The following is a 26,375-nucleotide window of genomic DNA, read 5'->3' on the forward strand; positions in this document are numbered from 1 at the left end:
TTTAGCCATCTTGGTCATCAAATGAATTAGTCGGAATTCGTGAATCAGTAACCCAATCCAAGTGCATTTTATTGCTTTCGAAGCTCTTGCCATCTTTATCGACAAAAAACCGTCCAAAGGCGACGGAATTTTTAACGATGCTAGCCGACCCTATACGAGTGTATTCAAAGATAATGCTCTTTGAAATACCTGCATTTTGGCGAATATGACAACCATGCCCAATCCACGTAGGGCCTACGATCATCGCTCCGGCTTCAATTTTTGTCCCACTGCCTATGTACACCGGGCCTTGGATCTCACACTCATCCCAATCAATACTAACGTTTAAACCTACCCAAACACCTGGGCGCACTTCTTTGCCTGGCATTGGGATTGTGCGTAAGTCACCATTCATGATCTTTTGGTTAGCTTCCCAATAGTCCGAAATTCTACCTATATCAATCCAATTAAACGGAATATTGATGGCATTAAAGCCCAACCCTCTTTCAACCAACAACGGAAAGAGGTCGCTGCCAATATCAAACGTTGTGTTCTCAGGAATCATGTCTATCACTTCGGGCTCAAAAATGTAGATGCCCGTGTTCACCTGATTGGACAACGCTTCATCGACGGTGGGTTTTTCTTGGAAAGACGTAATTTGGCCATTTTCATCCGAAACGACCACGCCGTAGTCTGAAACCGACTCGACCGGAACCTCGAGTGTGCAAATGCTGGCAACAGCGCCACTTTTCCAATGCTCTCTAACGGCTTTGGTCAAATCTAGATCGATAAGAGCGTCACCACAGACGACCAAAAACGTATCGTCGAAAAATCCACCAAACTCCTGAATTCGCTTGATTCCACCGGCTGAGCCTAGGGCTTCAGATTGAATCTTACCGTCCTCGATATAACCTTCAAAAGAATAGCCTATATCAACGCCTAAGCGCTCTCCGTTGCCAAAATAGCTTTCGATTTTTTCGGGCAGATGACTCACATTGATCATAATTTCATCAAAGCCGTGCCTTTGCAGCTCTTCAATTAGATACTCCATCACCGGCTTACCAATAATTGGAATCATCGGCTTTGGCATTTCATTCGTAAGGGGTCTAACACGAGTTCCCTTACCCGCGGCAAGAATCATTGCTTTCATAGATAGTCTTTAAGTTCCGTGTTGATAAAGGCAAAACAACATCGATTAACCTTTATTAAACTAGCACCAGTGTGGCAGCGCGATTAAATGTAATTCAACCCAGAAAAAGCGTATGTATACACCATCTAGGCCGAGAGTTTCAAACAACCATACTATAACTCGCATCGGTACTCGTGGTCGAGTCAGTCCTCGACCACGAGTACAAGCAAACGCAGGATTCAGTCAAAACTCAATGCGCTTTGGCCTTCTGAAACGTAAGCGCATTATCAACGACGCTTACCACAACCACATCACCACCTTCAAATTCAGCGGCTAAAATACGACGAGCCAAAGGATTCTCAATTAAGTCTTGTATGCTGCGCTTGAGAGGTCTCGCGCCATAGACTGGGTCGAAACCAGCTTCACCGACAAGATCCAATGCCTCAGTACTGATATCCAATTGAATCTCCAATTGAGTCAGTCGTTTACGCAGAATATCTACTTGAATATTAGCAATTGATCTGACGTGTTCCTTACCCAGGGCATGAAACACAACAATATCATCGACACGATTAATAAATTCAGGACGAAAATGTTGTGTCACATTCTCCATCACTAACGCTTTCATGGTTTCATAGTCAGCACCATTACCATGTACGTGTTGAGAACCTAAATTCGAGGTCATAATAATGACGCAATTCTTGAAATCAACCGTTCGACCTTGACCATCAGTCAACCGGCCATCATCCAATACTTGCAATAGAATATTGAATACATCCGGATGAGCTTTCTCAACTTCGTCCAGCAAGATTACGGAATAGGGTTTTCGTCTCACCGCTTCCGTTAAATAGCCTCCTTCCTCATAGCCAACGTACCCTGGAGGCGCCCCAATCAGTCTCGCAACTGAGTGCTTTTCCATGAATTCGGACATGTCAATTCGAACCATGGCATCATCCGTATCAAACATAAATTCAGCCAACGCTTTGGTCAGTTCGGTCTTACCCACCCCGGTGGGCCCTAGAAACAGGAACGACCCAGAAGGGCGGTTCGGGTCCGACAAGCCGGCTCTTGAACGCCTTATCGCGTCTGACACTGCGACAATGGCTTCATTCTGACCAATGACACGTTGGTGCAGCCGATCCTCCATGGTTAACAGTTTTTCGCGCTCGCCCTCGAGCATTTTGTTAACCGGGATGCCAGTCCAATTTGCGACTACTTCCGCAATTTCCTCTTCGGTCACATTGGTCCTGAGAAGTTGGTTCTCCACGCCATTAAGTTCATTATGTTGCGCTTGTTGCAACTGAGACTCTAACTCGGGAATGATTGAATACTGCAACTCGGACATCTTAGCCAAGTTCCCTGCCCGTTTAGCCACCTCCATCTCCAAACGAGCCGCTTCCAACTCTTCTTTAACGTGTTGTGCCCCATGAACCGCCGACTTTTCAGCCATCCATATTTCGTTAAGTTCACCATACTGCTGCTCAAGCTCACTTATCTCAGCTTCAAGGTTCGCTAGGCGCTTCTTCGAGGCATCATCATTCTCTTTCTGTAGTGCCTCTCGTTCAATCTTTCGGCGAATAATTTGGCGATCCAATTTATCCATTGATTCTGGCTTAGAATCAATTTCCATCCTAATTAAACTGGCTGCTTCATCGATCAAATCGATCGCTTTGTCGGGTAAATTTCGGTCAGTGATGTACCTATGAGACAAAGTTGCAGCAGAAATGATCGCAGGGTCGGTAATATCCACTCCGTGATGCACTTCATATTTTTCCTTTAAACCCCGAAGTATCGCAATGGTGTCTTCAACCGTCGGTTCGTCAACCACAATTTTTTGGAAGCGTCGCTCTAACGCGGCGTCTTTCTCAAGGTATTGGCGATACTCATCTAAGGTGGTAGCTCCAACACAATGTAACTCGCCTCTGGCGAGCGCAGGCTTAAGCATATTCCCCGCATCCATCGCACCCTCGGCCTTGCCAGCACCTACCATGGTGTGCAATTCATCGATGAATAGTATCACCTGCCCCTCATGCTTAGAGAGGTCCCTAAGCACTGCCTTCAACCTTTCCTCAAACTCACCTCGAAACTTAGCTCCGGCTATGAGGGCACCAAGATCTAAAGACAACAACCGCTTGTTTTTGATTCCTTCAGGTACCTCTCCATTGACTATTCGTTGTGCCAATCCTTCCACGATCGCCGTTTTACCAACGCCTGGCTCACCGATCAACACTGGATTATTTTTTGTTCTCCGCTGCAAAACCTGAACCGTACGACGAATTTCATCATCGCGACCTATCACAGGGTCTAGCTTCCCTTGCTCAGCTCGCTCGGTCACGTCAATGGTGTATTTCTCTAACGCCTGCATTTGATCCTCGGCATTAGCATCATTGACGTTTGACCCACCTCTCACATCCTCAACCGCTTTCGTTAATGCCTCTTTCGTTGCACCGACCTCACGCAATAATACGCCCGCTCGGTCCTTATCGTTTATCAACGCCAACAAAAAGACATCACTGGAAATAAAAGAGTCGCCACGCTGTTGAGCCAACTTGTCGGCTACGTTTAGAATTCGAGCGGTCTGCTGAGACAGGTGAATTTCACCCGCTTGTCCTTGAACTTGAGGTAATTCCGACAGGGCTATGTCGAGTTTATCTGATAGGTTTTTCTCAGCAACCCCCACCCGCGCTAGCAATGGCCTAACGCTACCTCCCTCTTGACGAAACATGGCATTTAAAACATGCAGAGGTTCTATAAATTGATGATCTTTACCAACCGCGATGCTTTGCGCGTCAGACAAAGCGAGCTGGAATTTTGAAGTTAGTTTATCCATTCTCATGGGACACCTCACAAAAATAATTAGTTTCTGAGACATATGTAAGAACAGCTTTGGATAAAACAAGGGCACCGTATTGTCGCTGACAGCCGAAATTCTGTTATTCTGTTAGCAACGATTTATTGAACCATGAGGACGTTATGGAGCACCCCTTACCCGCAAAAAAAATCATAAAAAGACTGGTTAAAAATTGCCTACGAGAAGATATAGGCTCTGGTGACGTGACCGCAAGACTGACGCCAAGAGACAGCATCATTGACGGCAAAATTATCAGTCGAGAGCGTGGCGTAATCTGCGGTACAGCGTGGGTCAACGAAGTCTTTCGTCAAGTTGGCAAGCGACACAAAACGAAGCTGGACGTCGATTGGCATGTTAAGGACGGAGACATCGTAAAAGCCGGCGCCACCTTATGTCGGTTCGAAGGATTAGCTCACCCAATCCTATCAGGCGAGCGCACTGCGCTGAATATCATGCAAACTCTTTCAGGCACGGCAACCGTGACACGCCTATACGCCGATGCAATTGCTCACACAAAAGCTCGATTGCTGGACACGAGAAAGACGTTGCCCACCATGCGAGAAGCTCAAAAATACGCGGTCTTATGCGGTGGTGGCGTAAATCATCGAATGGGCCTATACGATGGCATTATAATTAAAGAAAACCACTTAAGAAGCGGCAAGAGCCTCGAGCGCATTGTCGCTGATGCAATTGCGTCGATGCCGGCGGACGCGCTTGTTGAACTTGAAGTCGAATCTCTTGAGGAACTCGAACGGGGGTTACACGCGGGAGCAAAGCGCATCATGCTTGATGATTTTAGTCTGGAAGACATGCGTGAGGCTGTTGAGCTCACTGGAGATCAAGCCGACCTTGAAGCCTCTGGCGGTATCAACATGAAAACAATCGCCGCTGTCGCCGAAACTGGAGTCGACTTTATATCCTCGGGCTCGATCACAAAGCACGTTAAGGCACTTGATCTGTCAATGTTGTTTGACTATAAGTAAAACCTCAACGGATCAGGGTTACTTGATACTCTGATCCGTTATTCAAACTACCGCTTAACGCCGAAATGTAAATCAAAGAAGTTTCTGATCATATTCAAGCGGTGCATTTGCGTTTTCTTACCCTTAATGCTGTGTTTCTTACCTGGGTAATCCATGCTGTAAAACGGAAGATTTTTATCCTGAAGCAATTTATATAACTTGGTACTATTTTTAAACAAAACATTGTCGTCTGCCATTCCGTGATAGATAAGCAATGGCCCCGCCAAGTTCTTTGCATAGGGAAACACCGACGCTCTTTCATAAACACCGCCGTCGTTAATAGGGCTTCCCATATAACGTTCGGTGTAGTGAGTATCGTACAAACCCCACTCAGTAACCGGCGCACCTGACACGCCAGCGCTGAAATATTCAGGCGCTTTAAACATCGCCATTAAAGTCATGTACCCGCCGTAGCTGTGCCCATGAACACCAATACGCTCTTTATCGACCCAAGGCTGCGTGTGTAAGTATTTAACGCCCTCTATTTGATCATCCACCTCTGTACTTCCCATCGCACGGTAAAGCGTGTCTTCAAAGGCCTTTCCTCTCGCCGCTGCCCCACGGTTATCTAGAGTGAATACCACATAACCTTGTTGCGCCATGTACTGAGGCAAATACCTCCCCCAAGCGTTCTTAACCATTTGTGCATGCGGCCCGCCATAAAGATACACTAACGCGGGGTATTTCTTAGTAGCATCGAAGCCTTTAGGCTTGAACAACTGAAAATACAGCATTACGTTGTCTTGATTTTTGATAGAGCCGAACTCTGGAGTCACCCACTCCGATTGGTAAGGGTACAGAGGATGACGTTCATCTATTGTATTTTCCAGCAGCCAAGCTATGTGCGTTCCCTTTGAGTCATGCAGGCTCACTTGAGGTGGTTGAGTTGTTGATGAAAACTTATCAACGTAGGCTGCGCCATTATCCGCCAAACTAATATTATGATAACCAGCTCGCTCAGTGAGCTTTTCGATGTTAAGACTGTCTAATGAAACTGAATACAAGTGCTTTTCTAAGGGCGACTCTTTCCGACCTGTGAAATAGACTTCCTTACCGCTGTCGCTGATGCCTTCCAGTCGATCGAGAGCCCATTCCCCCTTCGTTAATTGGCCTACCAACTCACCGTCCATTTTATAGAGGTATAGGTGCTTAAAACCGTCTCGTTCGGATGACCAAATAAAACCACTACCGCCATCGAGGAATAGTAAATCTTTATGGAGATTGATCCACGTATCACTCTTCTCACGTATTACGACTCGAGTGTCATCGGTTCCCCAGTCATAAAACGTAAGTCGAAGTTCTTTTTGATCTCTGGACTGCCACTGAAACGACAGCAATTCGCTATTTTTAGTCCATTTAACCCGAGGCAGATAGATGTCTTTATCAGCCCCCAGATCTACCCAACGAACGCTGCTCTTATTACTCATCGCGATGACGCCGAGCTGAACATGAACGTTGTTTTTCCCAGCAAAGGGGTAACGCTGAGTGATGGTCTTAATCTCTTCCGCGTAGATCTCTGTGCGACTAACTTCCTCCACTGGAGACTCATCAACGCGCGTAAACGCTATCTTTGATTCATCTTCTGACCACCAGTAGCCGGTCAATCGAGACATTTCTTCTTGAGCGACAAACTCAGCCATGCCGTTTTTAATGGCGCCACCACCATCGCTGGTCAATTGATGTTCTTGACCAAGCTTGATGTCAAAAACGTATAAATTTTGCTCACGGATGAACGATATAAAATTACCACGAGGCGACAATTTTACGTCCGTTTCAAATTCAGGCGTATCAATTAATTTGATGCTTTCCTTGTCACCGAGTCGGTAAAAGTAAACGTCTCCAGCGAGGGGAAACAACAATGCCGAACCATCTTCGGACCATTGATAACTCACAATACCAGACCCTGTCAATCGTAAGCGCTCGCGCCTGGCCTTCTCTTCATCGGATAAGACCTCTTTACCAGAATGTAATTTGTCAGAGTCAAAAAGAATGCGAGTTTCTTTAGAGCCAATATGATACTCCCACAGATCCAGCCGTTCATAATCGGACTCTTTGCCTCTTAAAAAGGTAACTCGTTCCCCATCTGGAGATATCTTGAGCCCCTTAATCGAAGGACCATTTAACGAAGGGGACGAAAAAATACGTTCTACTGTCAGTTCTTTAGCGTTCGCCGGGTGTAGGGAAAGCAAAAAGGCTATAAAACCAATAAAAATATAAGGCATGTTAATCTCTCAGTGCGAGCAATAACGCTGGAGCATAAAGCGCCAGTCGTACAAAATAAGGGCGAAAAATCGATGCCCAGCACTATAGAGCACTCGCTTAAAGTTAAGCAAGCAACATTGAGACTGACCGCATTTTTAGCAACGTCTTTCTCCAAAACGCCGCACGCCGTACTCTCCAAAGAGCAATATGTAGAATAGGCGTCTGAGCACTGGTCATTTCATGACCAACTAATTTCTATTCAACAAAGTCCTCAACGTGATGTCGGTTTCCGAGTAAAAATGCATCGGCCACTAACTTAAGAGGCGTGAGATCTACGGCGCTCTCCTTATTGGCTATTGCTCGGGCAAACTTGTCATAAATAGCTTCATACTCTCCGTATGGCGAATGAACGGGAACCTCAATTGGCTGACCATCAAGTGATAATTGAGCACCTCCCGATGACAGACAAAGCGTACCTTTATTGGTCATCAATTCAATATCCCATTGCTCATCGCCGTCAATACGCCAATCAAATTCCGCAGAAACTTTACACTTTGAAGCAGTGCGAAAGCTAACGTTGGCAGCAATAGGGGCAGCCTTATTAAGTGGAAAATGTAATTGCGCTGATTCCACGAATATTCTCTGCGGCAATAGGTAAGTCAATATAGACAGGCCATTGATTCCAGGATCAAATACGCCTAGACCACCAGCCTGCCAGATCCACTCCTGCCCCGGATGCCACTTTCTAACATCCTCTTTCCAATGAACCTCTGCCGACTGAATCTCAACATCCGCCCGCCTTAAAAACTCTCTGGCCACATCAACTGCCGCGCCATGTCGAGAATGCCACGTTGTGTAAAGACAACAATCATTTGTTCGAGCAAGTTCTGCCAACTGTTCTACTTCACAAACCGTGGCCCCAGGTGGCTTTTCAAGCAACACATCAAGTCCTTCACTCAATGCATAATGCGCGGCCGAATATCGGTATTGCGGAGGCATGCACAGCGAGACAGCTTCGATGTCTGGACGATCGCCTAGCATAGCCTGTATATCTTTATAGGCATCAACTCCATCGATTGTTTCATTGCGGCTCGCTGTCGCCACCAAGTCATAGCATCCAGAGCGCTCGATTGAAGGTAAATGTTGATCTCGGACTATTTTGCCAACACCGACTATTGCAAGTTGCACTTTTGAATTTTCCATACCGTTTAAACACCGTTCAGCTTAATGCCCAAAAATTAAATATATCACATATATCTTACAATTAAATCAAAGCCAGTCAGACTTGATGCATACATCGTATTATTGTCGCATAATCAGCGTCTGAAAAATAACCGCTAGCAGCCCCCAATGTCCAACCCAACTTTAGTTCTAGGCTCATCCTCTCCGTTCCGAAAAAAAGTACTCTCCAGTTTATTGGTGCCATTTGAAACCAGCAGCCCAGATATAGACGAGACGCCACTCGAAGGAGAATCTCCAGTACAGTTGGTTGAACGGCTAGCCGTTGAGAAGGCCAAAGAAATAGCCAGATCGTATCCCAATGCTCTTATTATTGGCTCCGATCAAGTCGCCATGCACGGTGAAAAAATCGTGGGTAAGCCACACACCCACGAACGAGCCGTTGAGCAATTAAACGAAGCATCAGGCAAAAAGATCGAGTTATTCACTGGGCTAGCATTAATTAATTCGCGCTCAGGCACTATTCAATCCACCGTAGAGCCTTTTTCAGTGCACTTTAAAGATCTCAGTGATGACACAATACAGAACTACCTACTTAAAGAGAAACCCTACAACTGCGCAGGGAGTGTAAAATCTGAGGGCCTAGGCGTATCGTTGTTTAAACGTTTTGATGGCGAGGATCCCAACGCGTTGATAGGACTGCCTTTGATTCGTTTAGTCGAAATGTTGGAACGTGAAGGGTTCGACCTATATACCTAAGTAGTCAACTTAGCCACCGCTTCAATGACCATTCTGTATCACAAAAGACACTAATTTTATACCTCGGAAATGCTCGATAATATTACTCCCGTCATACTGACCTATAACGAAGCCCCCAATATTGAGCGCACGTTGTCTGAACTGACCTGGGCTAAGAGGATTGTGGTTATGGACAGTTTCAGCGACGATGAAACACAATCCATATGTCAGCGGCATGCAAATGTGGACTTTTACCAACGGAAATTTGATGTTCTCGCTGAGCAATGGAAGGCCGCAATTGCTCAGGACATAAAAACCGACTGGATCCTAGCGCTTGATGCCGATTATGTTCTCACAATGGACCTGCATGAAGAACTTAAAACATTAGAACCAACAAACGAAATCCAGGGTTATAAAACGTCCTTTATTTATAAAATCGACGGCAAACCTCTGCGCGGAACACTCTATCCTCCCGTAGTAACCCTGTATCGAAGGGAAGGGGCCACTTACCGTCAAGATGGGCATGCCCAGCGTGTCATTGTCGATGGAAAAATTTCGGTGTTACAGGGAAAATTTTTTCATGATGATCGTAAGCCGATGAGTCGATGGCACAACTCGCAACGAAACTACGCTGCCCAGGAAGCCAAGAAGTTTCAATCTCTACCTTTTAAAGCCATGAATTTAAACGACAAAATTAGATACCTTGGGTTGGGCCCGCTGTCCGTAATTCCGTACACACTTATCATAAGAGGCGTCATTTTTGATGGACTGGCGGGCTTAAAATACACTTGGCAGCGAGTGATTGCCGAATTCTATTTACTGCGAGCTAGGTTCAAGTAAATCTACTCAAACCTTCAATTAGTAGTCGCCACCCCAATTGTTAGAATGTTAAATCCCAGGGTCTTCACGCGTCTCCTTGCTCTGCTATTCAAGCGTCATTGAGCTCGTAAAAAGCGCACCTAATGTAGTCGCAATAGACACACCCAAATCCTTAGAAAACTGCTCGAAAAAGTCAGGACGATACGTGTAGTCAACAATCCTATCCTCCCCAATCACATTCGCAGCAACGTGATTTAAGCCTCCAAAGTCATCAATTAGACCTAGATCTTTTGCTTGACGTCCACTCCAAAACAAGCCGCTAAATAGGTCCGGATTATCGGTCAAGCGATCTCCTCTGCCGTCTTTAACCACATTGATAAATTCTTGGTGAACCACGCCCAACATCTCCCGCGCATGAGCTTCCTGACTCGGCTTAGTTGGCAAAAACGGATCCAAAATCGATTTATTTTCTCCAGCCGTCAATGAGCGCCGCTCTACGCCAAGCTTCTGCATGGCATCGACAAACCCGAAACTGTCCATGCGGACCCCAATAGACCCGACAATTGAAGATGGATTAGCGTAAATATTGTCCGCCGCGGCGGCGATGTAATAACCGCCTGAAGCACAAACATCAGACACCACCACATGTACGGGTTTTGAAGGATATAGTTGCTTTAAACGAGATATCTCCGAGTTAATCTCATCAGACTGTACTGGCGAGCCGCCCGGGCTATTAATACGCAACACAACGCCTTTCGAGTTTCTCGCCTCAAAGGCTTTGCGAATGCTCTGATTTGCTTGGTCAGCGGCAATGCCACCACCAATTCCAATCACCCCATTGAGCTCAACCAAAGCGGTATGAGGCGCTGATGCGCCAGCAAAACCAGCTTCCTTACTGGCCATTTTCGCGACACTGATAAAATAAATAATGATCAACCCCAGTACCGCAAATTTGAAAATACGGCGCCACTTTCGATCCTTCATATAATCAATGGCGAGCTGCTGCATCACCTCATTGGAAGTAACCGGTACTCGATTGCTTCCAGGCAATGCGCCGTTGTCTTTTTTCTTACCAAACATAAAGGCGTTCCTCTACTTATTTAACTTAATCATTACACACTATAGGCTCTGCCTATCCCCAATCTTTTTCCTGAAAGCAGCCACCTTACGCAACGGTGTAACCACTTTGTTCTAAGACTATTTCGCCCTCATGAATCACAATTGACAGAGGTTCAAGACCAACGCCAAAGCACGGCCCTCCTAAACATGCGCCACTATCCGGTGCGTATTCAGCACCGTGTGTCGCACAAATCAAAGAGCGCCCATCATCACTAAAAAACTCCCCAGGCATATAATCCAATTGCACCGCAATGTGTCCACAACGATTTAGGTATGCAAAGTACTGATAATCAAAATGAATCACAAATGCGGGTATTTTTTCACCGTCACTATTTAGAACGTCAAATCTAAGCCCTTTTCCGCCCTCTTCCAGACCCGCGGTGGAGCCAATAATATTTTTCATAGAATCATTCATATGCTTTTTCAATCCGGCCATCTAGTAACCACTCTATCATTGTATTTACAGAGTGCTGCACGCTCAGCGCATTGCTCTCTAACAAGGTTGCCTCAGTGTGAGCGCCGTATGACACTCCGAGTCCAGCCATCGCAGCATTAGACGCCATATCCATATCATAGGAGGTGTCACCAACCATGATAGCCTTACTGACATCAATCGCTGTGAAATCCAAGATTTCATGCAACATCTGAGGGTTTGGCTTTGTCCGAGTCTCGTCAGCACACCTCGTTACAGTAAATCGCGTGTCTAGGCCAGCCACACCAAAAGCCCTATCCAAACCAACACGGGATTTACCCGTTGCGACGGCCAACAATGCACCTCTTTCTTCTAATTTCTGAAGCCCTTGGTTAACACCTTCAAATAAGCTTTGCTCGGTTTTATCTTCAGTGACAAAGTGATACTTATAGCGATCAACCATTTGGTCGCGAGCCGTTGTAGACGCTTCTGGGAACAGCACCATCATGCATTCGTGAAGGCCTAAGCCAATGATGTTCTTAGCTTGCGCGACGGTTGGCTCCATCAGCCCAACATCTCGAGCTGCGGCTCTGATGCAATTAGCGATCTTTTGCGTGGAATCCATTAAGGTTCCATCCCAATCAAAAATTATCAGTTGATACATAAATCAAGGGCATCCAAAACCCGCTTTAAGTCCGTAGGAAGGGGAGCATTGACGGTCATCATCTCGGCGGTCAGCGGATGAGTGAACGACAACTTGCAGGCATGCAAGAACAGGCGAGACAGCCCTGCTTGCTTCATAGTCGAATTAAATTGCTTGTCCCCATACCTTGAATCCCCACCAATGGGATGACCTTCGGACAAGACATGAACTCGCACCTGATGAGTGCGCCCGGTGAGCAACTTAACCTCTAATAACGAGGCCACGCTAGACGTATCTATAGGCGTGGCTATTGAACTCGCGTAGCTGCCGTTCTCATCCACGACCACATGACGCTCACCATGGCGACGCGCATCCGTGTTAAGCGACTTAGTAATCCTACGCTGCCCATACTTCCAGCCACCCTTCACTAGGGCCAAATAACGCTTATCTAAACGATTATTTTTGAGAGAATTATTTTTAAAATCTTCCTGAAGTAACTTCAAGGCACTGCTTTTTTTCGCTAACACCAAACAGCCTGAAGTTTCTCGGTCCAGACGGTGAACCAGTTCCAAATATTTAATGTCAGTCCTCAACGCTCTTAACGCTTCGATAATTCCAACCTTAATACCACTGCCCGCATGCACCGCCATTCCCGACGGCTTATTAATAATAAGCAGAGCACCATCCTCAAACAGCACTGATTTACGTAAAAATTCATAACGTGCACCATCGACGACAGTATTGCTAGCATCAGACAACCTAATTGGAGGAATTCGTATCGAGTCCCCCTCGACTAGGCGAGTAGTTTGTTTCACTCGCCCCTTATTAACCCTTACTTCGCCTTTGCGAATTATTCTGTAGATATGAGTTTTGGGGACACCTTTCAGGTAGGCTATTAAGTAGTTATCCACTCGCTGGCCATTATGCTCTTCATCGATCTCAATGAAAACGGGGCTATCGTGCAGCTTAGGTTTATTAGCACCAGACGATTCACTGGCAGGCTTAACCGTCACTGCGGCAGACTTCGTCAAAGATCCTTGCGAATTTCTAACCTTATTGGCTGGGGCGTTACGGCTCGACTTAGCTTCCGTTTGAGAATTATTCCGACCCGAACGCCTAGAATTCTTATTGGGGGCCTTGCCGACGCGCTCTGACTTTTTAGAGCGAGCAGCCGAACCACGTTTTGGTCTCTTATTTGATTTATTCTTCGACAAGATTTTGCCCCTAATTTCAAGCATCGGAATTATAAGGCAAGCTTTCTCTACAAGTCAGCCCTTTTAGGCCTTTAGCGCTAATTATCATTAAAATCCAAACAATTGCGTTAGTCATTCATCACTGTTATTATTCGCCAGTCTGAAAAGACGAGTAATTGCAAATGATGCAAACTCTTTTTTCCGACTTAAGTTTTTCCAACTTAGGGTTGTGGTTTCAAGTTACACCGATACTTGCTAACACTGCTCTGGAAACAAAAAATTCAAAGAGTGAATGGGCAGGCGTTTATAGAGTATTCACATCGAAACATCGATGTAATCTCCTCAATTCGAAAGTTTTGAGCCTTCGTACCACCCAAGCATTCAATCTTAATAGGTGCGCGTTCGAACCCCGGTTGTCTCACACTGCAACAAAAGGCAGCGACAATGGGTTGGGCAACAAATGGCCTCTGTTTTTTAGACAGACTTTGAACCGCACTAACGGGGTATGCCCTCCACCCTGACCTTTGGAGGCAATGGGCTTTACAGCCTAACTGGTAAAAACGTTGTTTTGAGAAATGTGTCTCTAACAGGCGCCATACTCAAACAACCGAACGCTAGTCTATTGCTGAGCATGTTTTAAGCTGAGCGCTGAGACGGGAATATTTGCGGCAAAGGTGGATTCACACTACGGCACACAGTGCACAAAGTGTCACTAACTTTGCTTCAGGTGCGATGACATTTTTAACGCCAAATCATTGACATTATGATTGCAAGTCAAAGAGCACCAATAATTAGAATGAATTTAAGAATTACGTTGTTTAGGAGTTAGGTCTCGGCCTACTAAAATACAATAAAAAATGACCTCAGGCTTAATTAACACGAAACAGTTTCGGTTTTAGGCTTCAAAGTCATAATTTTTGCTTTAGAACATTAAAAAATAGCCAACGTTAGCATTGCTAAGTTTTTTGGCTGAGGTTAGTTTCTTTAAAACTGACTCGTGGTTTCCCTCATAAGGAAACTCATGACTTAAATTAGATGTTTATCGACTTGTTTTCGGTACGGGTTTAGTCTATTTAGTCAAATGTTCATTTGCATTCTTTCTGCCCTCTCTGTGCATCACCGCACCGCTAATAGTAATGGCCTCGCACTAATTTACCGCACAGGTGTTCTTTGGAACACGCGAGAATATAAAATGAAAAGAATGTTGTTTAACGCCACTCACCCAGAAGAGTTACGCGTAGCAATTGTTGATGGTCAAAAGCTGGTTGATTTGGACATAGAATCATCTGGAAACGCCCTCAAAAAAGGAAACATCTACAAGGGCAAAATCACTCGAATTGAGCCCAGCTTAGAAGCGGCTTTTGTTGAGTATGGTGGCAATCGACAGGGCTTCTTGCCGATGAAGGAAGTGTCACGCACTTACTTTCAAAACTACAACTCTGAAGTCCCTATTTCTCAAGTAAAGATTGCTGATGTCTTAAAAACAGGCCAAGAGCTTCTAATACAAGTAGAGAAAGATGAGCGCGGCAATAAAGGTGCGGCACTGACAACCTTCATTAGCCTAGCCGGTAGGTATTTGGTATTCATGCCGAACAACCCTAAGGGCGGCGGCATTTCAAGAAGAATCGAAGGCAAAGAGCGCCAAGAACTGCGCGAAGCAATGTCTGAACTTGACATTCCCAGAGAACACGCCCTCATTGCTCGAACAGCTGGTATTGGCAAGTCTGCCGAAGAATTGCAATGGGACTTAGATTACCTTCAACGCTTGTCCGATGCGATTGCGCAAGCTGCCGAGTCTCAGCCAGCGCCGTTCCTTGTATATCAAGAAACCAACCTTGTGGTTCGCTCAATCCGAGATTATTTCCGCAGCGACATCAATGAAATCATCATTGATGACAAAGACGTTTTCGAAAGAGCGTCTCGCTTCATGAAGCAAGTCATGCCACACAACGTCATTAAACTTAAGTTGTACGATGACACGGTTCCACTTTTTTCACGGTATCAAGTTGAACACCAAATCGAGTCTGCCTACGCACGTGAAGTTACTCTGCAGTCAGGTGGCGCGTTGGTCATTGACCCAACAGAAGCATTGACTTCGATTGACGTCAACTCTGCGCGCGCCACTAAAGGCGGAGACATTGAGGAAACGGCGCTTCAGACAAATCTAGAAGCAGCCGAAGAAATCGCACGCCAGTTACGCATTAGAGACTTGGGTGGCTTAGTGGTTATCGACTTTATCGACATGCTCGCAACAAAGAACCAACGCGCCGTAGAGCAACGTCTCCAAGACGCATTGAAAGCAGATCGAGCTAGAGTTCAGGTTGGTCGCATCTCACGCTTCGGCCTATTGGAAATGTCGCGTCAGCGTTTGCGTTCATCAATTTCAGATTCAAATTACCACATTTGCCCTCGCTGCGAAGGCAATGGACACATAAGAAGTGTTGGTTCATCCTCATTAAGCGTTCTACGCATCATTGAAGAAGAAGCCTTAAAAGAGAATACTGAGGCTGTCATTGCTCACCTTCCGATAAAAACGGCCACCTTCTTGTTGAACGAGAAACGCCACGAAGTGAGCTTGCTGGAAAACCGATTAGGCACGAACATAACCATCGTGCCAACCCTTGAATTGGAAACTCCGCACTTTAAGATCCAAAGATTGCGTAGTGAAGATTTGGATGAAATGCCAGATCTACCCAGTTATAAAACTGAAATACAAGAGCCCAAAGAAGACCCTCGCAAAGCCCGCTACCAAAAAAAGCCGCAGGCAAATAACGTGGTAATCGCGCCCAATACAGCGCCTGCCGTAGGTATCGAGTCAATTGAAATGGGCGATAAGCCACCAGCCCCAGAGCCCAAGCCTGAGCCGGTAATCGAAAAACCTGGTCTTTTCGTGCGCATTTGGCGTTCATTGTTTGGAACGGGCGAAGAATCGCAGCCAAAAGAAGAGAAGCCTAAACCTAACAACCGCAACAACAATCGTGGCGGACGTAATCAAGGTGGCAACCGAGGTAACAACCGCCCTCAAAATCGAGGCAACAACCGCGGTAACAACCGAAACCAAAATAGAGGTGGACGCGGAAACCCAAATAACAGAAACCGCAACCAAAACAAGCAAGGGCAAGCTAATACTGCTCAAGCTGACAATGGCGGCAATGCTAATAAAGGGCAAAATGAAAAGCCTCAAAATTCAGGCAATCAAGACAAGCCTGCAGGCAATAACCGAAATCGAAACCGAAATCGAAACCGCAACAGAAACAGAAATAAAAAGCCTCAAGGGCAAGGTAACCCAAACAGTCAACCGAACTCAGAAAAAGCCCCTCAGAATAAGTCTGAGGACTAACTCTGGCTGACCCATAGCATGTTATAGTTGGCCTCTGTTTGATCAGAGGCCAACAAAAAATTTATGTGCGGAATTGCCGGAATTCTCTCCACTGATAACGATCTCGACTCTGCCCTCTTTCGTAAACGTATCGAAGTAATGCAACGCGCATTGCTGCACCGCGGTCCAGATGGACACGGAACGTTTATTGCGCCTTCCGGACACGCAGCCTTATGCCACACACGGCTTGCAATCATTGACCTTAGCGAGGCTGGCAAACAGCCAATGCAGAGTTCCTGTGGACGCTACGCTATTAGTTTTAATGGCGAGATTTATAACTATAAGGCACTACGCACGGAGCTTAAGCGCCAAGGAGAGACCTTCAACAGCACTACGGACACAGAGGTGTTACTAAAGCTTTATCAGCGTGAGGGAGCAAAATGCGTTGACAAACTTAGAGGAATGTTCGCGTTTCTAATCTGGGACGAAGTGGAACATACTGCATTTGCAGCGAGAGACCCTTTGGGTATAAAACCGCTCTACTATACTCACGAATCTAAGGGGAAATTCGGCTTTTCATCCGAATTAAGAAGCCTAGTCAAGGCTGAATTGGCCCCCTCTAGTATTTGCCCTGAAGGCCTTAGTAGCTATTTTCTAAGAGGAACCGTGGCTGAACCAAACACCTTACTAAAACAGATAAGGTTATTGCCCGCCGGTCATCATCTTGCCTGGAGCAAGGGCAAGGTTAAAGTACATCGGTATTGGCAACCTACCTTTAGAAGCACTCCCAAAACTCGCGACGAGTCTGTTAAGCAAACACGCTCAGCCTTAGAGAGTTCAGTTAGAGCGCACCTAGTCAGCGACGTGCCGGTTGGTGTATTTTTGAGTGGAGGTATTGATTCCAGCGTATTGGTTGCCTTAGCATCGGCACAAAAAAACACTCAAATAAACACCTACTCGATTGCCTTCGAATCTCCAGAGTGGAACGAAGGAGAGATAGCAAAGCGGGTCGCAAATCACTTCGGAACAAATCACACGGAATTCTTAATTACACCAGAGATTGCCCAGCCGCTCTTTGATGAATTTCTTTCGGTGATAGACCAACCAACCATAGATGGCTTCAACACCTTTTGCGTTGCAAAATTTGCACGCAAACACGGAGAAAAAGTGGTTCTCTCAGGCGTTGGAAGTGATGAGCTATTTGCGGGCTATAAATCATTTTGCACTCTGCCAACAATGCTTAAATGGAGCAATTACTTAAGGTATTTTGCTCCATTTTCGAACTGGATTAACGCCACCTTAGGAAAATGGCTTCCAAGCAAACTGCAGCGCGCGCTCGATTTTCTCAGCAAACCTGGTGACATGAAGGCTGCACATCAATCTTTAAGAGGAATCTACTCTGAAATTGAATCCCAGCACCTTTGCGAACTGTATAACGTAACTCGTACCCAAAAAGAGACAACGCCGCTAAATGTTCACTCTGACAGCGACGCGATTAGCCTGCTCGAACTTACACATTACATGCGCAACCAGCTATTGCGTGACAGCGACGTTATGAGTATGGCGTGCGGATTAGAATTGCGCGTGCCGTTCGTTGATAGGGAACTCGTGGAAACATTAACGGACATCCCAGCGGCACATCGCCTTGAATATGGTAAGCGGCTTTTAATCGATGCTGTTCCAGAATTACCCGACTGGGTTGTCAATCGCCCCAAACAAGGATTTAGATTTCCGTTTGATGAATGGTTCTCAAACGATTGGCAGAAGCTCACACAACGCACGCAAACTCCGCCATGGATTAAACTAACTCCGTGGTACAAACGGTGGAGTTTACTTGTATTAGATCACTGGACAGACAGCCATTTAAAAGCAAAATCATAGAATGAAAGTACTTCATGTTATTCCATCGATATCTCCATTAAGAGGTGGGCCCAGCAAGGCCGTGATAGAGATGGTCTTGGCGCTTAATGATATCGGTGTAACAACCGAGATTGCCACAACAAATGACAACGGCCGCGATGAGCTCAATGTGCCGTTGGAACAGTTGTCTGAATTCAATGGTGTGCCAGTGAGGTTTTTTAAGCGATTTTCGCCAGCAATCCATTCTATAAGAGAATTCGCGTACTCTGGCCAGTACCGAAATTGGATTAATAAGAACATACACAACTACGACATCATTCACGTACACGCTATCTTTTCATTCGTTTCGAGTTACACCATGTACCTGGCTCGAAAACGAGATGTAAAATACGTGGTCAGACCCATAGGGCAGCTGGAAGAATGGTCACTGAAGCAGTCCAAATTGAGAAAATCCGTTTTCTTATCGCTCTTTGAGAAAGAAAACGTAGAAAACGCAGCGGCCATTCATTTTACCGCAGACTCCGAGCTCAAGCAGGCAACCAAGGCACTTCCTAAGTTAACCAGTCAGGCTGCTATTGGGCAACACGCATTGGTCATCCCGCTTGGCATAAAACTGCCAACTCCGGAGGCAAATGCTCGCTCAGCGATCGTTAAACGATACGGATTGGCATCAGATAAGCGAATATTGCTCTATCTATCGAGGATCCACCCCAAGAAAGGGCTGGAGCTTCTCTTTAGCGCACTGGCAAATCTCAAGCAAGAGAAATACCAACTCCTAATCGCTGGCGATGGCGAAGATTCCTATTTGGAAAAATTACAGCGGCTGACAATGGATCTCGGCATCGGCCAGTGTTGCCAGTTCATCGGTTTTAAGACCAATGAGCTAAAGCAAGAATTACTACAGGGTGCGGACCTCTATGTCCTCACATCGCATTCGGAAAACTTCGGTATCGCTGTTTTAGAATCATTAGCCGCAGGAACACCGACCTTGGTTAGCAAGGGCGTAGCTCTTTCCACACTCATTTCCGAACAAGATCTGGGCTACGTCTGTGACCTAACCGTTGAAGATGTTCAGCACCAGTTAGAATATTGTCTGTCGGAAAAAAACAACGCTGAGTTGATCGCCCTAGGTGCCAAGAGTCGACAATATGTAGAACAACACTACCGCTGGGGTGCGATCGCAAGGGAGTTGAGCATCACCTACCAAAATATTATCAGAATTTGAAGTCCATTTTGTGCCTGAGCCTAGCCAATAAGCCACCGTTAGCTCTGGATTGCATCTCTGCTTTCTGGTCTAAACACAACTTCCGGGCTCGAACCTTGTGGCGTGTTAGTAGCATTAGAAAACGCTAAAATTAAGAAAAATAGAAACTAATAAACAGTCCATGACCTCTATACAATAAAAGTGATGCATCGTCTCAAAGTCAATCAATTAGCTTGCTCTGGGTTTAATCCTCTAAAGCAAACTACGCTAATGTCATTCAAACCAGAGCGCTACACCAGAGAGAGAGCCTGGATGTAAGAAACATCGATCAGCTCAGAATTCTCACCGATTAACGTCGACTCGACCATTTTATCCGAGACTTCAACATGAGGCATACCAATGATAGCAAACACGCCTAAGCCACCCTATTACGCCGTTATCTTCACATCAATAAGAACTGACCACGACAATGGCTACAATAAAATGGCCGACCGCATGATCGAACTCGCCAAACAACAAAGCGGCTTCTTGGGGATAGAGTCTGCGCGAGAAAACACGGGGATCACGGTCTCATATTGGACAAATCTAGCGTCTATTCATGCTTGGAAAGCAAATGCCGAACATCAACGAGCACAAAGAAAGGGACGTGAGGAATGGTATTCGAACTTTCGTGTTCGAATATCCAAAGTTGAGCACGAATATGGGATGCAACACCATACCTGAATTCTCAACTAAACAACCAACCCAGAGGCCGTTCAATGGTTTCCAAGACTAAGCTGTACAACAAACTAGATTTGCTAGAGGCTCAACTACAAAAAGACTTGATCGATCAACTAACCCAAGCAATAAAGCATGAGGATGAATTCATTTTTTGCGTATCAACCTTCAGCTCGCGTCGCTGGCTGAAAAGACACTCAAATAAGAAAATGGAGCAATCAGTCACTATCGGCGCTCATATTCTTACTTTGAAAGAAAAGTTGAATGAAACTGTGACAGGGTCAATTGCAGAGCGCGTCTGTTGGTATTGCAGAGAATGGAATAGAACCCACGACGAAAACACACCGACAGGGGTCTTTCTTGCAAAGCGGTTTTTGACTGAAATTGAAGGTCTTTAGTGAGCCTCTAAAGCCATCTCTACGGTAAATGATGCTCTACAGAGTCATCCAAAATTTCCACCAATTCAGCGTCCATGAACCCATAATCATCGGGTATATCAAGAATAACGATTCTTTTGTGCACCAAAGCTCTGGAGAATTTGGCCTGTATTCTCTGTCGGTGCTTCTTTTCCATCACAAATATATGCGTAGCCCAATGAATGTCATTCACCGAAACGGACCGCTTGGCATTAGGGCTTGTACCGGCAGAGCGAGCGTTGTAGCCTTTTCCTATGTAAATTTTTTCAGCCGTTGGACTACGCCATTGGTTACGACTACAAATAAAAAGTAAATTCCAGTTTGTCATTCATTTAAGCGGCTCAAATTCTAAAGAAGCATTATATCGCCCACTGGCGCTATGGGTTAACCCAGTTGAAGCCAGGTCCTCACCGTTGTTTGAATTAGAAATGACCAGTCTACAACCAAAGCGCTCACAAAGACGACTTGTGATCGACTCACCGATACCAAATCCAGGTTGACCGTTTTCCTCTATTGAATAATCATTGGAAACAATGACACGCTGTTCCGCACAGGTAACGCGAATTGATGCTTTATCACCATGCTCAATAGCGTTGGTGAGAAGTGAACGCATGATCACCATCATTGGCGCGAAAGGTATTGGATAGTAATGGTCCTGCGCCAATTGAGCTTCGAACTCAATTTTTAATGAAGGCCACGCTGTTTCACATAAGCTTTGTATTTGCTCCGGCGAGGTTCTCTCGCCTGAGGTCAATTTATCACTGGACAGCCACAAAAAGGCCTCTGCGACCTCTTCCATCTGTTGGACAGCTCGCTTAAGTCTCGGCAATTCAGAGCCTCTAGAATCACCTGGTGTGTCTTTCTTTTGTCGAAACTCCAGCAGTTCAGCGGCCGATTTAGCGACTTGTATCGGGGACCTAAGCTCATGACTAACCCCTTGATTAAACTCGAACTCTCGCTGTGCTGAATCATGCTCCTGTTCAACGGACTTCGCCAGTTCCTTTGCCAAAACCCCGACCTCATCCCCTGAAAAATTATCCGCAATAACCCTGATTTTCTCCCAACTTTGCCCCTCCTCTAGCGCACCCGTGAGTAGCTGAATCGGCGTAAGTGTGTGAGTAGCCAATTTGCGAGAAAGCACGATTGCCAATATGGTGATTAGTAGACTGAGAATGCCCAGGAGAATTAAAATAGAATTCTTACTCGCACGCACGACAAGCAGCGAGCTGACATCATACTGCAAGAATAGCGGACGCTCAGTAAGAGGATGAACCAAATGGCTTATAAAGCCAGCTGACTGTTCGTTGAAATACTCATGAATGCCCTGACTGGTCGATATTACTGTCGCTTCGCTAGCGCTAAGTGCCCCCTCGAACGTAGTTAATGATTCGGACAACGTCAATCCCGGCAGAGATGCGTGCCAGCCCGTCAACTCACCCCCTTGATCTAAATAGATCAACAAGTCTTTTTGCTGGACCTTAAGTTGATTTACAAAAACCTGATCCTCAATCACAAAAGCAATCATGAAAATCACGGCACTAAACCCCACGCACAACAATAACGACATACCCACCAATGCGTTTCGAATGCGAGACTTGATGCTAATCGTCATACAATACCTTCATCAGATTCGGATAACTCAGACAAAACAAACCCCACGCCACGAACCGTCCTTAACATCTTACCCGTACGACCTTTATCTATCTCTTTCCTGAGTTCATACATGTGCGACCTAAGAGGATCACTGCTAGGCGGGTGGTCAGCCCAAAGAAGATATTCAAGATCTTGCCTTGTCACCACATTGGGCGCTGACCTCATCAACTTCTCTAATATTTTGAGGCTTGCTAAATGAAGTTTCATCTCGGCTCCGGCTCTTTCCGCGTGATACTGCTTTAAATTCAACGTGATGTCACCCACGGTTAACACGTTGGACGCTTGTGCGTCTGAACGAGTAGCCAGCACTCGCAACCTGATTTCAAGCTCTTTTAACTCAAACGGCTTCACCAAATAATCTAACGCGCCTACTTCAAACCCCTCTACTTTATCGGCTAAAGAGTCCCTTGCCGTTAACATTAAGATTGGCGTCCAAACCTGATGTTCTTCCTTTAGCTTACGACACACATCAAACCCTTGTAAACGAGGCAGGTTAATATCCAGAACGATTGCATCATAATCATTCGCTACTGCCAAATTTAGCCCCATCACTCCATCGCTAGCGTAGTCAGCGCTGTGCCCTAAAAGCTCCAAGTAATCGCCAACATTGGCAGCGATGTCTAGATTGTCTTCAATAATTAGAACTCGCATTAATACTCTCCTAAACGTGGTGGCTTTCTTAACCCCCTAAGGGTGATTAGATAACCTGACAGTGCAAAACACCCACAGAACACGAACGTTAACAAGAACACCTTTACCCAGTCCAAGGTATAGGGCAGTCCAAATACATTTTCAAACATCGCAGATCCGATGACTTGTACACTAATCATACCCACCAAGCACCCGACAAGGGAGACTGTGATTTGTTCGGCTAGCCCCATCTTGATACAACTATTTTTGTCTGCGCCGACAACACGCATTAACCCAATGAGTTTATCTCTGCCGCGAGTATTCACTAACGCAGACGCCAGTATTACAGTCGCTCCGGCACCAAGTAACGTGAACATAATAATGTTCATTAACCTCGTTAACGCAGTCATCACTCGCCTTATTCCTGAAATTTGTGACTCCAAATCCGTTACCTTTATTTGCGGAAACGCCCTTAACAAAGGCTTAATCACCTCACCCGCTGCGCGATTCTCAGGAATCAGTAATCCCCCCATTGCAAAAACTTGATAGCGCTCCAACACCTCTTCAGGAAAAACAAACCAAAACATCATTCGAGATCCGCCCGCTTTGTACTTTCTGACACTTGTTATTCTGGCCGTTAATTTTGAGTAAGAGGTTGATCGCGAATCCGCGGTCGGCGAAGACAATCTGAATGTAATGGTGTCTCCCAATTTTAATCCAAGATCCTCCATTACTTCGGCTTCGACTGAAACTTCTTTTTCGCCTGGTTTCGGCCATGCCCCGGAAATCAACTGATTGTTACCGGGCAAGACTGATGACCAAGTTAAGCGAACACGAGATCGCGCCTCCTCCCGAGTTTCGCTTTCGTGTGACAGGGCCTCATCCACAGGCACTTCATTGATCTCTGATAGTTGAGCACTGACAACAGGATGCACCACCTTCAGTTCAACACCAGAATCATTGAGAGTATCTTTGAGTTGTTTTAATTGGGTGTAAGGCAGTCGACTGAAAATATAATTCCCATCGACCTCCAGCATTTGCACCTGCAGAGTATCCAAAAAACCGCCTCGTAATGTCGTTGTCAATAACAGCGCTAGCATCACCAACGCAGTACTAATCAATTGTACAGAATAGCGACTCGGTGTCCGCCCAATAAACCTGACAGCCACTTTCATCGACCCTTTCAGCAACCGGTGAAACTGGGACGCAAATTTGCTTAAGGCCCAGGCGAGAAAAAGCGACAAAGAAACAATGACGACGACTGAAATCAACAACAGCAAAGTTAATCGAGGGTTGTCGCTGCTCGCCCAAAGCATCCCTATCACAACCAAGGTTGCCAATAAAATGGACCAACGGTTTGAGATCAAATTATGCGAGCCACCTCTTAATATTACGCTAACCGGCAGCGCTCCTAACGCTATAAATTTAGGAAGCACAAAACAGCAGACGGCTAAAGCGCTTATGATGAGAGGCTTCGCAATAAAACTATGGTCCAGTGGGATATGAGCCAAGGTTAGATGCGGGGTAAGCGCCATCCCAAAAAATGGTTGCATCAACCAACCACCCAGCCCCCCAATAAAGCTTGCAAAAACGGTCAGAACAATCATTTGAATACACACCGATGCAATCACCACACGCTGCCTAACCCCCATACTGCGTAACACAGCAATTGATATAGAATATCGTCGAACTACGTCACTTGCTAAAATTGCAGCCGCCCCTCCGCACAAAAGAAGAGTTAGAACAACCACCATACCCATTAGTTTTTCGGCTCTTTTAGCAATGCGAGAAAAAGGATGGCTGCCTGCTTTGGCCGTTAATACCTCCATCGAATCAATTTTGTTTGCCCTACTTGCTACGCGCTCCAGAGCCACCTTGTCGCCTGCTATTAACAGTCTATGTTCTCCACGCACATTACCCGCTGACACTCCAGAAGCACGCAACCCCACAAGCGACACCATGACTCGCGGGATCGCATGTTGAAGCTGAGTAAGCCGATCCGGCTCAAAGGATAACTCACCAGCAACCTGATATTCCGCTTGACCAACACTAATAACATCACCGTGGCCAACATCAAGCTCATTCATGGCCTGGTTCGACAACCATGCCTCGCTAGCCCCTAAATTCGACGCATCGACCGATATAGGATCCGCGCCAAAAGAAACCATCAATTTCCCCTGTAGAGGGTAGTCTTTACTAACCCCTTTTATCGTTACACTCTGATAATTCGATCCGCTAACGGCCCCTGAAGTGAATGAACTCGTCGACGCGGCCTTGAAGTTTTCCCCAGTCAGCTCCTCAGACCCAATAAGCTGGCTGGATTCAATCGGGTTACTTGAGCGCACCACTAACGGAGCCCCCAGATAATTGGAGATATCATGATCGAGCGCGGTTTGAACGCTTTGAGAGAACACAGCAATTGACGATGCGATGAATGAACAGACGAGAATACAGGCGCAAAGAGCTTGATTCGTGCGTTGTCGTAAGGAACGCTTGAGCAATGACCTAGCTAAAACACAGGCCTGATGAAAACTCGATTGAACATCTGGAGCGGCCCCGTTCACGTCATCTCTCCTTTTATTATGTCCTGAGTTGCCTCTTCCCTTCGAAGCACCGAGCTATCAACAATTTCACCCTGGGAGAGCAAAACCACCTCGTCACAACGGTTAGCCAGAGACTCATCATGCGTCGCAATCACCATGGAGGTATTTCGTTCAGCTTGCAACCTAAACAGAAAATCAAGTACGCGTTCTGCGTTATCTGCGTCTAAGTTGGCTGTAGGCTCATCCGCAATGACTAATTCAGGGTCAATCGCAAACGCGCGTGCTAACGCAACGCGTTGTTGCTCCCCACCGGACAACTGCTTTGGAAAGTGATGAAGACGACGTTGAAGTCCCAAACCGGCCAAGGTCTCTGCGGCCTTTTCCGTCGCGTTTTCCCAGCCGAACAATTCCATCGGCAACGTCACATTCTCTATTGCCGTCAACTCATCGATAAGGTTGAATGCCTGAAATACAAACCCTATCTTGTTTGCACGTAGCATCGCACGTTGATCTTCGTTTAACGCAGAAAGACATTGCCCTTTAAGCTCGACGCTACCGGTTTGTGGGACGTCCAAGCCTGCTAACAGCGTTAAGAGCGTTGACTTTCCGCTGCCTGACGCCCCCTTTACGGCAACAGACTTTCCGATCTTGACGGACATAGAAACATCGTTCAAAATTTCCAGCTCACCAAACTCAGTATCCACCACTCGTCCTACATTCTGGGCCACTAAATAATTTTTCGAAATC

General features: G+C 46.0%; 20 protein-coding genes and 1 pseudogene. 8 read left to right on the top strand and 13 right to left on the bottom strand.

Annotated elements, in window-relative coordinates:
* Position 1: 1 nt before the first annotated feature.
* Both ABWW54_RS15480 and clpB read right to left on the bottom strand, forming a co-directional pair.
* A complete protein-coding gene (locus ABWW54_RS15480; RefSeq protein ID WP_353413561.1) occupies positions 2 to 1,129 on the bottom strand; it encodes a nucleotidyltransferase family protein in 1,128 nt (375 codons plus the stop codon).
* A 229-nt stretch (positions 1,130 to 1,358) separates the two neighbouring features.
* Positions 1,359 to 3,944, bottom strand: a complete 2,586-nt coding sequence (gene clpB, locus ABWW54_RS15485) for an ATP-dependent chaperone ClpB (protein WP_353413563.1) — start codon at positions 3,942 to 3,944, stop codon at positions 1,359 to 1,361.
* 137 nt (positions 3,945 to 4,081) lie between these two features.
* On the opposite strand from clpB, the gene nadC reads away from it, so the two are divergent.
* Positions 4,082 to 4,942, top strand: a complete 861-nt coding sequence (gene nadC, locus ABWW54_RS15490; RefSeq protein WP_353413565.1) for a carboxylating nicotinate-nucleotide diphosphorylase — start codon at positions 4,082 to 4,084, stop codon at positions 4,940 to 4,942.
* 47 nt (positions 4,943 to 4,989) lie between these two features.
* Here nadC and ABWW54_RS15495 read toward each other — a convergent pair whose 3' ends face one another.
* Positions 4,990 to 7,203, bottom strand: a complete 2,214-nt coding sequence (locus ABWW54_RS15495) for a S9 family peptidase (RefSeq protein ID WP_353413566.1) — start codon at positions 7,201 to 7,203, stop codon at positions 4,990 to 4,992.
* 235 nt (positions 7,204 to 7,438) lie between these two features.
* Positions 7,439 to 8,386 carry a Gfo/Idh/MocA family protein gene (locus tag ABWW54_RS15500; protein ID WP_353413567.1) on the bottom strand — a complete coding sequence of 316 codons (948 nt, stop codon included), beginning with the start codon at positions 8,384 to 8,386 and terminating at the stop codon, positions 7,439 to 7,441.
* Between the two features lie 147 nt (positions 8,387 to 8,533).
* Between ABWW54_RS15500 and ABWW54_RS15505 the strand changes: the two genes are divergently transcribed.
* On the top strand, positions 8,534 to 9,121 hold the full coding sequence (locus ABWW54_RS15505) for a Maf family protein (protein ID WP_353413569.1): 588 nt from the start codon (positions 8,534 to 8,536) through the stop codon (positions 9,119 to 9,121).
* A gap of 69 nt (positions 9,122 to 9,190) precedes the next feature.
* Positions 9,191 to 9,940, top strand: a complete 750-nt coding sequence (locus ABWW54_RS15510; protein ID WP_353413570.1) for a glycosyltransferase family 2 protein — start codon at positions 9,191 to 9,193, stop codon at positions 9,938 to 9,940.
* Positions 9,941 to 10,024: 84 nt separating this feature from the next.
* Here ABWW54_RS15510 and ABWW54_RS15515 read toward each other — a convergent pair whose 3' ends face one another.
* From ABWW54_RS15515 to ABWW54_RS15530, 4 genes are all read right to left on the bottom strand, one after another.
* Complete coding sequence (locus ABWW54_RS15515; protein ID WP_353413571.1) at positions 10,025 to 10,999, bottom strand: S49 family peptidase; 975 nt, start codon at positions 10,997 to 10,999, stop codon at positions 10,025 to 10,027.
* Positions 11,000 to 11,084: 85 nt separating this feature from the next.
* A complete protein-coding gene (locus ABWW54_RS15520) occupies positions 11,085 to 11,441 on the bottom strand; it encodes a Rieske (2Fe-2S) protein (protein WP_353413572.1) in 357 nt (118 codons plus the stop codon).
* Positions 11,442 to 11,445: 4 nt separating this feature from the next.
* Positions 11,446 to 12,114, bottom strand: coding sequence for an HAD-IA family hydrolase (locus ABWW54_RS15525; protein ID WP_353413573.1), 669 nt, complete (start codon positions 12,112 to 12,114; stop codon positions 11,446 to 11,448).
* Positions 12,102 to 13,307 (bottom strand): RluA family pseudouridine synthase, encoded by a 1,206-nt coding sequence (locus ABWW54_RS15530; protein ID WP_353413574.1) that lies wholly within the window; start codon positions 13,305 to 13,307, stop codon positions 12,102 to 12,104. The genes ABWW54_RS15525 and ABWW54_RS15530 overlap by 13 nt, the downstream gene beginning before the upstream one ends.
* Positions 13,308 to 14,478: 1,171 nt before the next feature.
* Here ABWW54_RS15530 and ABWW54_RS15535 point away from each other — a divergent pair.
* From ABWW54_RS15535 to ABWW54_RS15555, 5 genes are all read left to right on the top strand, one after another.
* Positions 14,479 to 16,626: an Rne/Rng family ribonuclease gene (locus ABWW54_RS15535; RefSeq protein ID WP_353413575.1), complete on the top strand. Its 2,148-nt coding sequence runs from the start codon at positions 14,479 to 14,481 to the stop codon at positions 16,624 to 16,626.
* 63 nt (positions 16,627 to 16,689) lie between these two features.
* A complete protein-coding gene (asnB, locus tag ABWW54_RS15540) occupies positions 16,690 to 18,486 on the top strand; it encodes an asparagine synthase (glutamine-hydrolyzing) (RefSeq protein ID WP_353413576.1) in 1,797 nt (598 codons plus the stop codon).
* Between the two features lies 1 nt (position 18,487).
* Complete coding sequence (locus ABWW54_RS15545) at positions 18,488 to 19,690, top strand: glycosyltransferase (protein WP_353413578.1); 1,203 nt, start codon at positions 18,488 to 18,490, stop codon at positions 19,688 to 19,690.
* A gap of 372 nt (positions 19,691 to 20,062) precedes the next feature.
* The gene (locus ABWW54_RS15550; RefSeq protein ID WP_353413758.1) at positions 20,063 to 20,392 is read left to right on the top strand and encodes an antibiotic biosynthesis monooxygenase family protein; all 330 of its coding nucleotides are present in this window, start codon (positions 20,063 to 20,065) and stop codon (positions 20,390 to 20,392) included.
* Between the two features lie 35 nt (positions 20,393 to 20,427).
* Positions 20,428 to 20,784: a hypothetical protein gene (locus tag ABWW54_RS15555; RefSeq protein WP_353413579.1), complete on the top strand. Its 357-nt coding sequence runs from the start codon at positions 20,428 to 20,430 to the stop codon at positions 20,782 to 20,784.
* A 19-nt stretch (positions 20,785 to 20,803) separates the two neighbouring features.
* On the opposite strand, the gene ABWW54_RS15560 is transcribed toward ABWW54_RS15555, so the two are convergent.
* The 5 genes and pseudogenes from ABWW54_RS15560 to ABWW54_RS15580 form a co-directional block, all read right to left on the bottom strand.
* Complete coding sequence (locus ABWW54_RS15560) at positions 20,804 to 21,130, bottom strand: low molecular weight protein tyrosine phosphatase family protein (RefSeq protein ID WP_353413580.1); 327 nt, start codon at positions 21,128 to 21,130, stop codon at positions 20,804 to 20,806.
* 447 nt (positions 21,131 to 21,577) lie between these two features.
* A pseudogene (locus tag ABWW54_RS15565) lies at positions 21,578 to 22,414 on the bottom strand (ATP-binding protein); the annotation flags it as partial.
* Complete coding sequence (locus tag ABWW54_RS15570; RefSeq protein ID WP_353413582.1) at positions 22,411 to 23,106, bottom strand: response regulator transcription factor; 696 nt, start codon at positions 23,104 to 23,106, stop codon at positions 22,411 to 22,413. The pseudogene ABWW54_RS15565 and the gene ABWW54_RS15570, both read right to left, overlap by 4 nt.
* Positions 23,106 to 25,649, bottom strand: a complete 2,544-nt coding sequence (locus ABWW54_RS15575; protein WP_353413583.1) for an ABC transporter permease — start codon at positions 25,647 to 25,649, stop codon at positions 23,106 to 23,108. Before ABWW54_RS15575 ends, ABWW54_RS15570 begins: the two co-directional genes overlap by 1 nt.
* Entirely contained in the window at positions 25,646 to 26,374 is a 729-nt protein-coding gene (locus ABWW54_RS15580) for an ABC transporter ATP-binding protein (RefSeq protein ID WP_353413759.1), read from the bottom strand. Before ABWW54_RS15580 ends, ABWW54_RS15575 begins: the two co-directional genes overlap by 4 nt.
* Position 26,375: the final 1 nt, after the last annotated feature.

This window comes from Arenicella sp. 4NH20-0111 (genome assembly GCF_040366405.1).
Taxonomy (GTDB): Bacteria; Pseudomonadota; Gammaproteobacteria; order Arenicellales; family Arenicellaceae; genus Arenicella.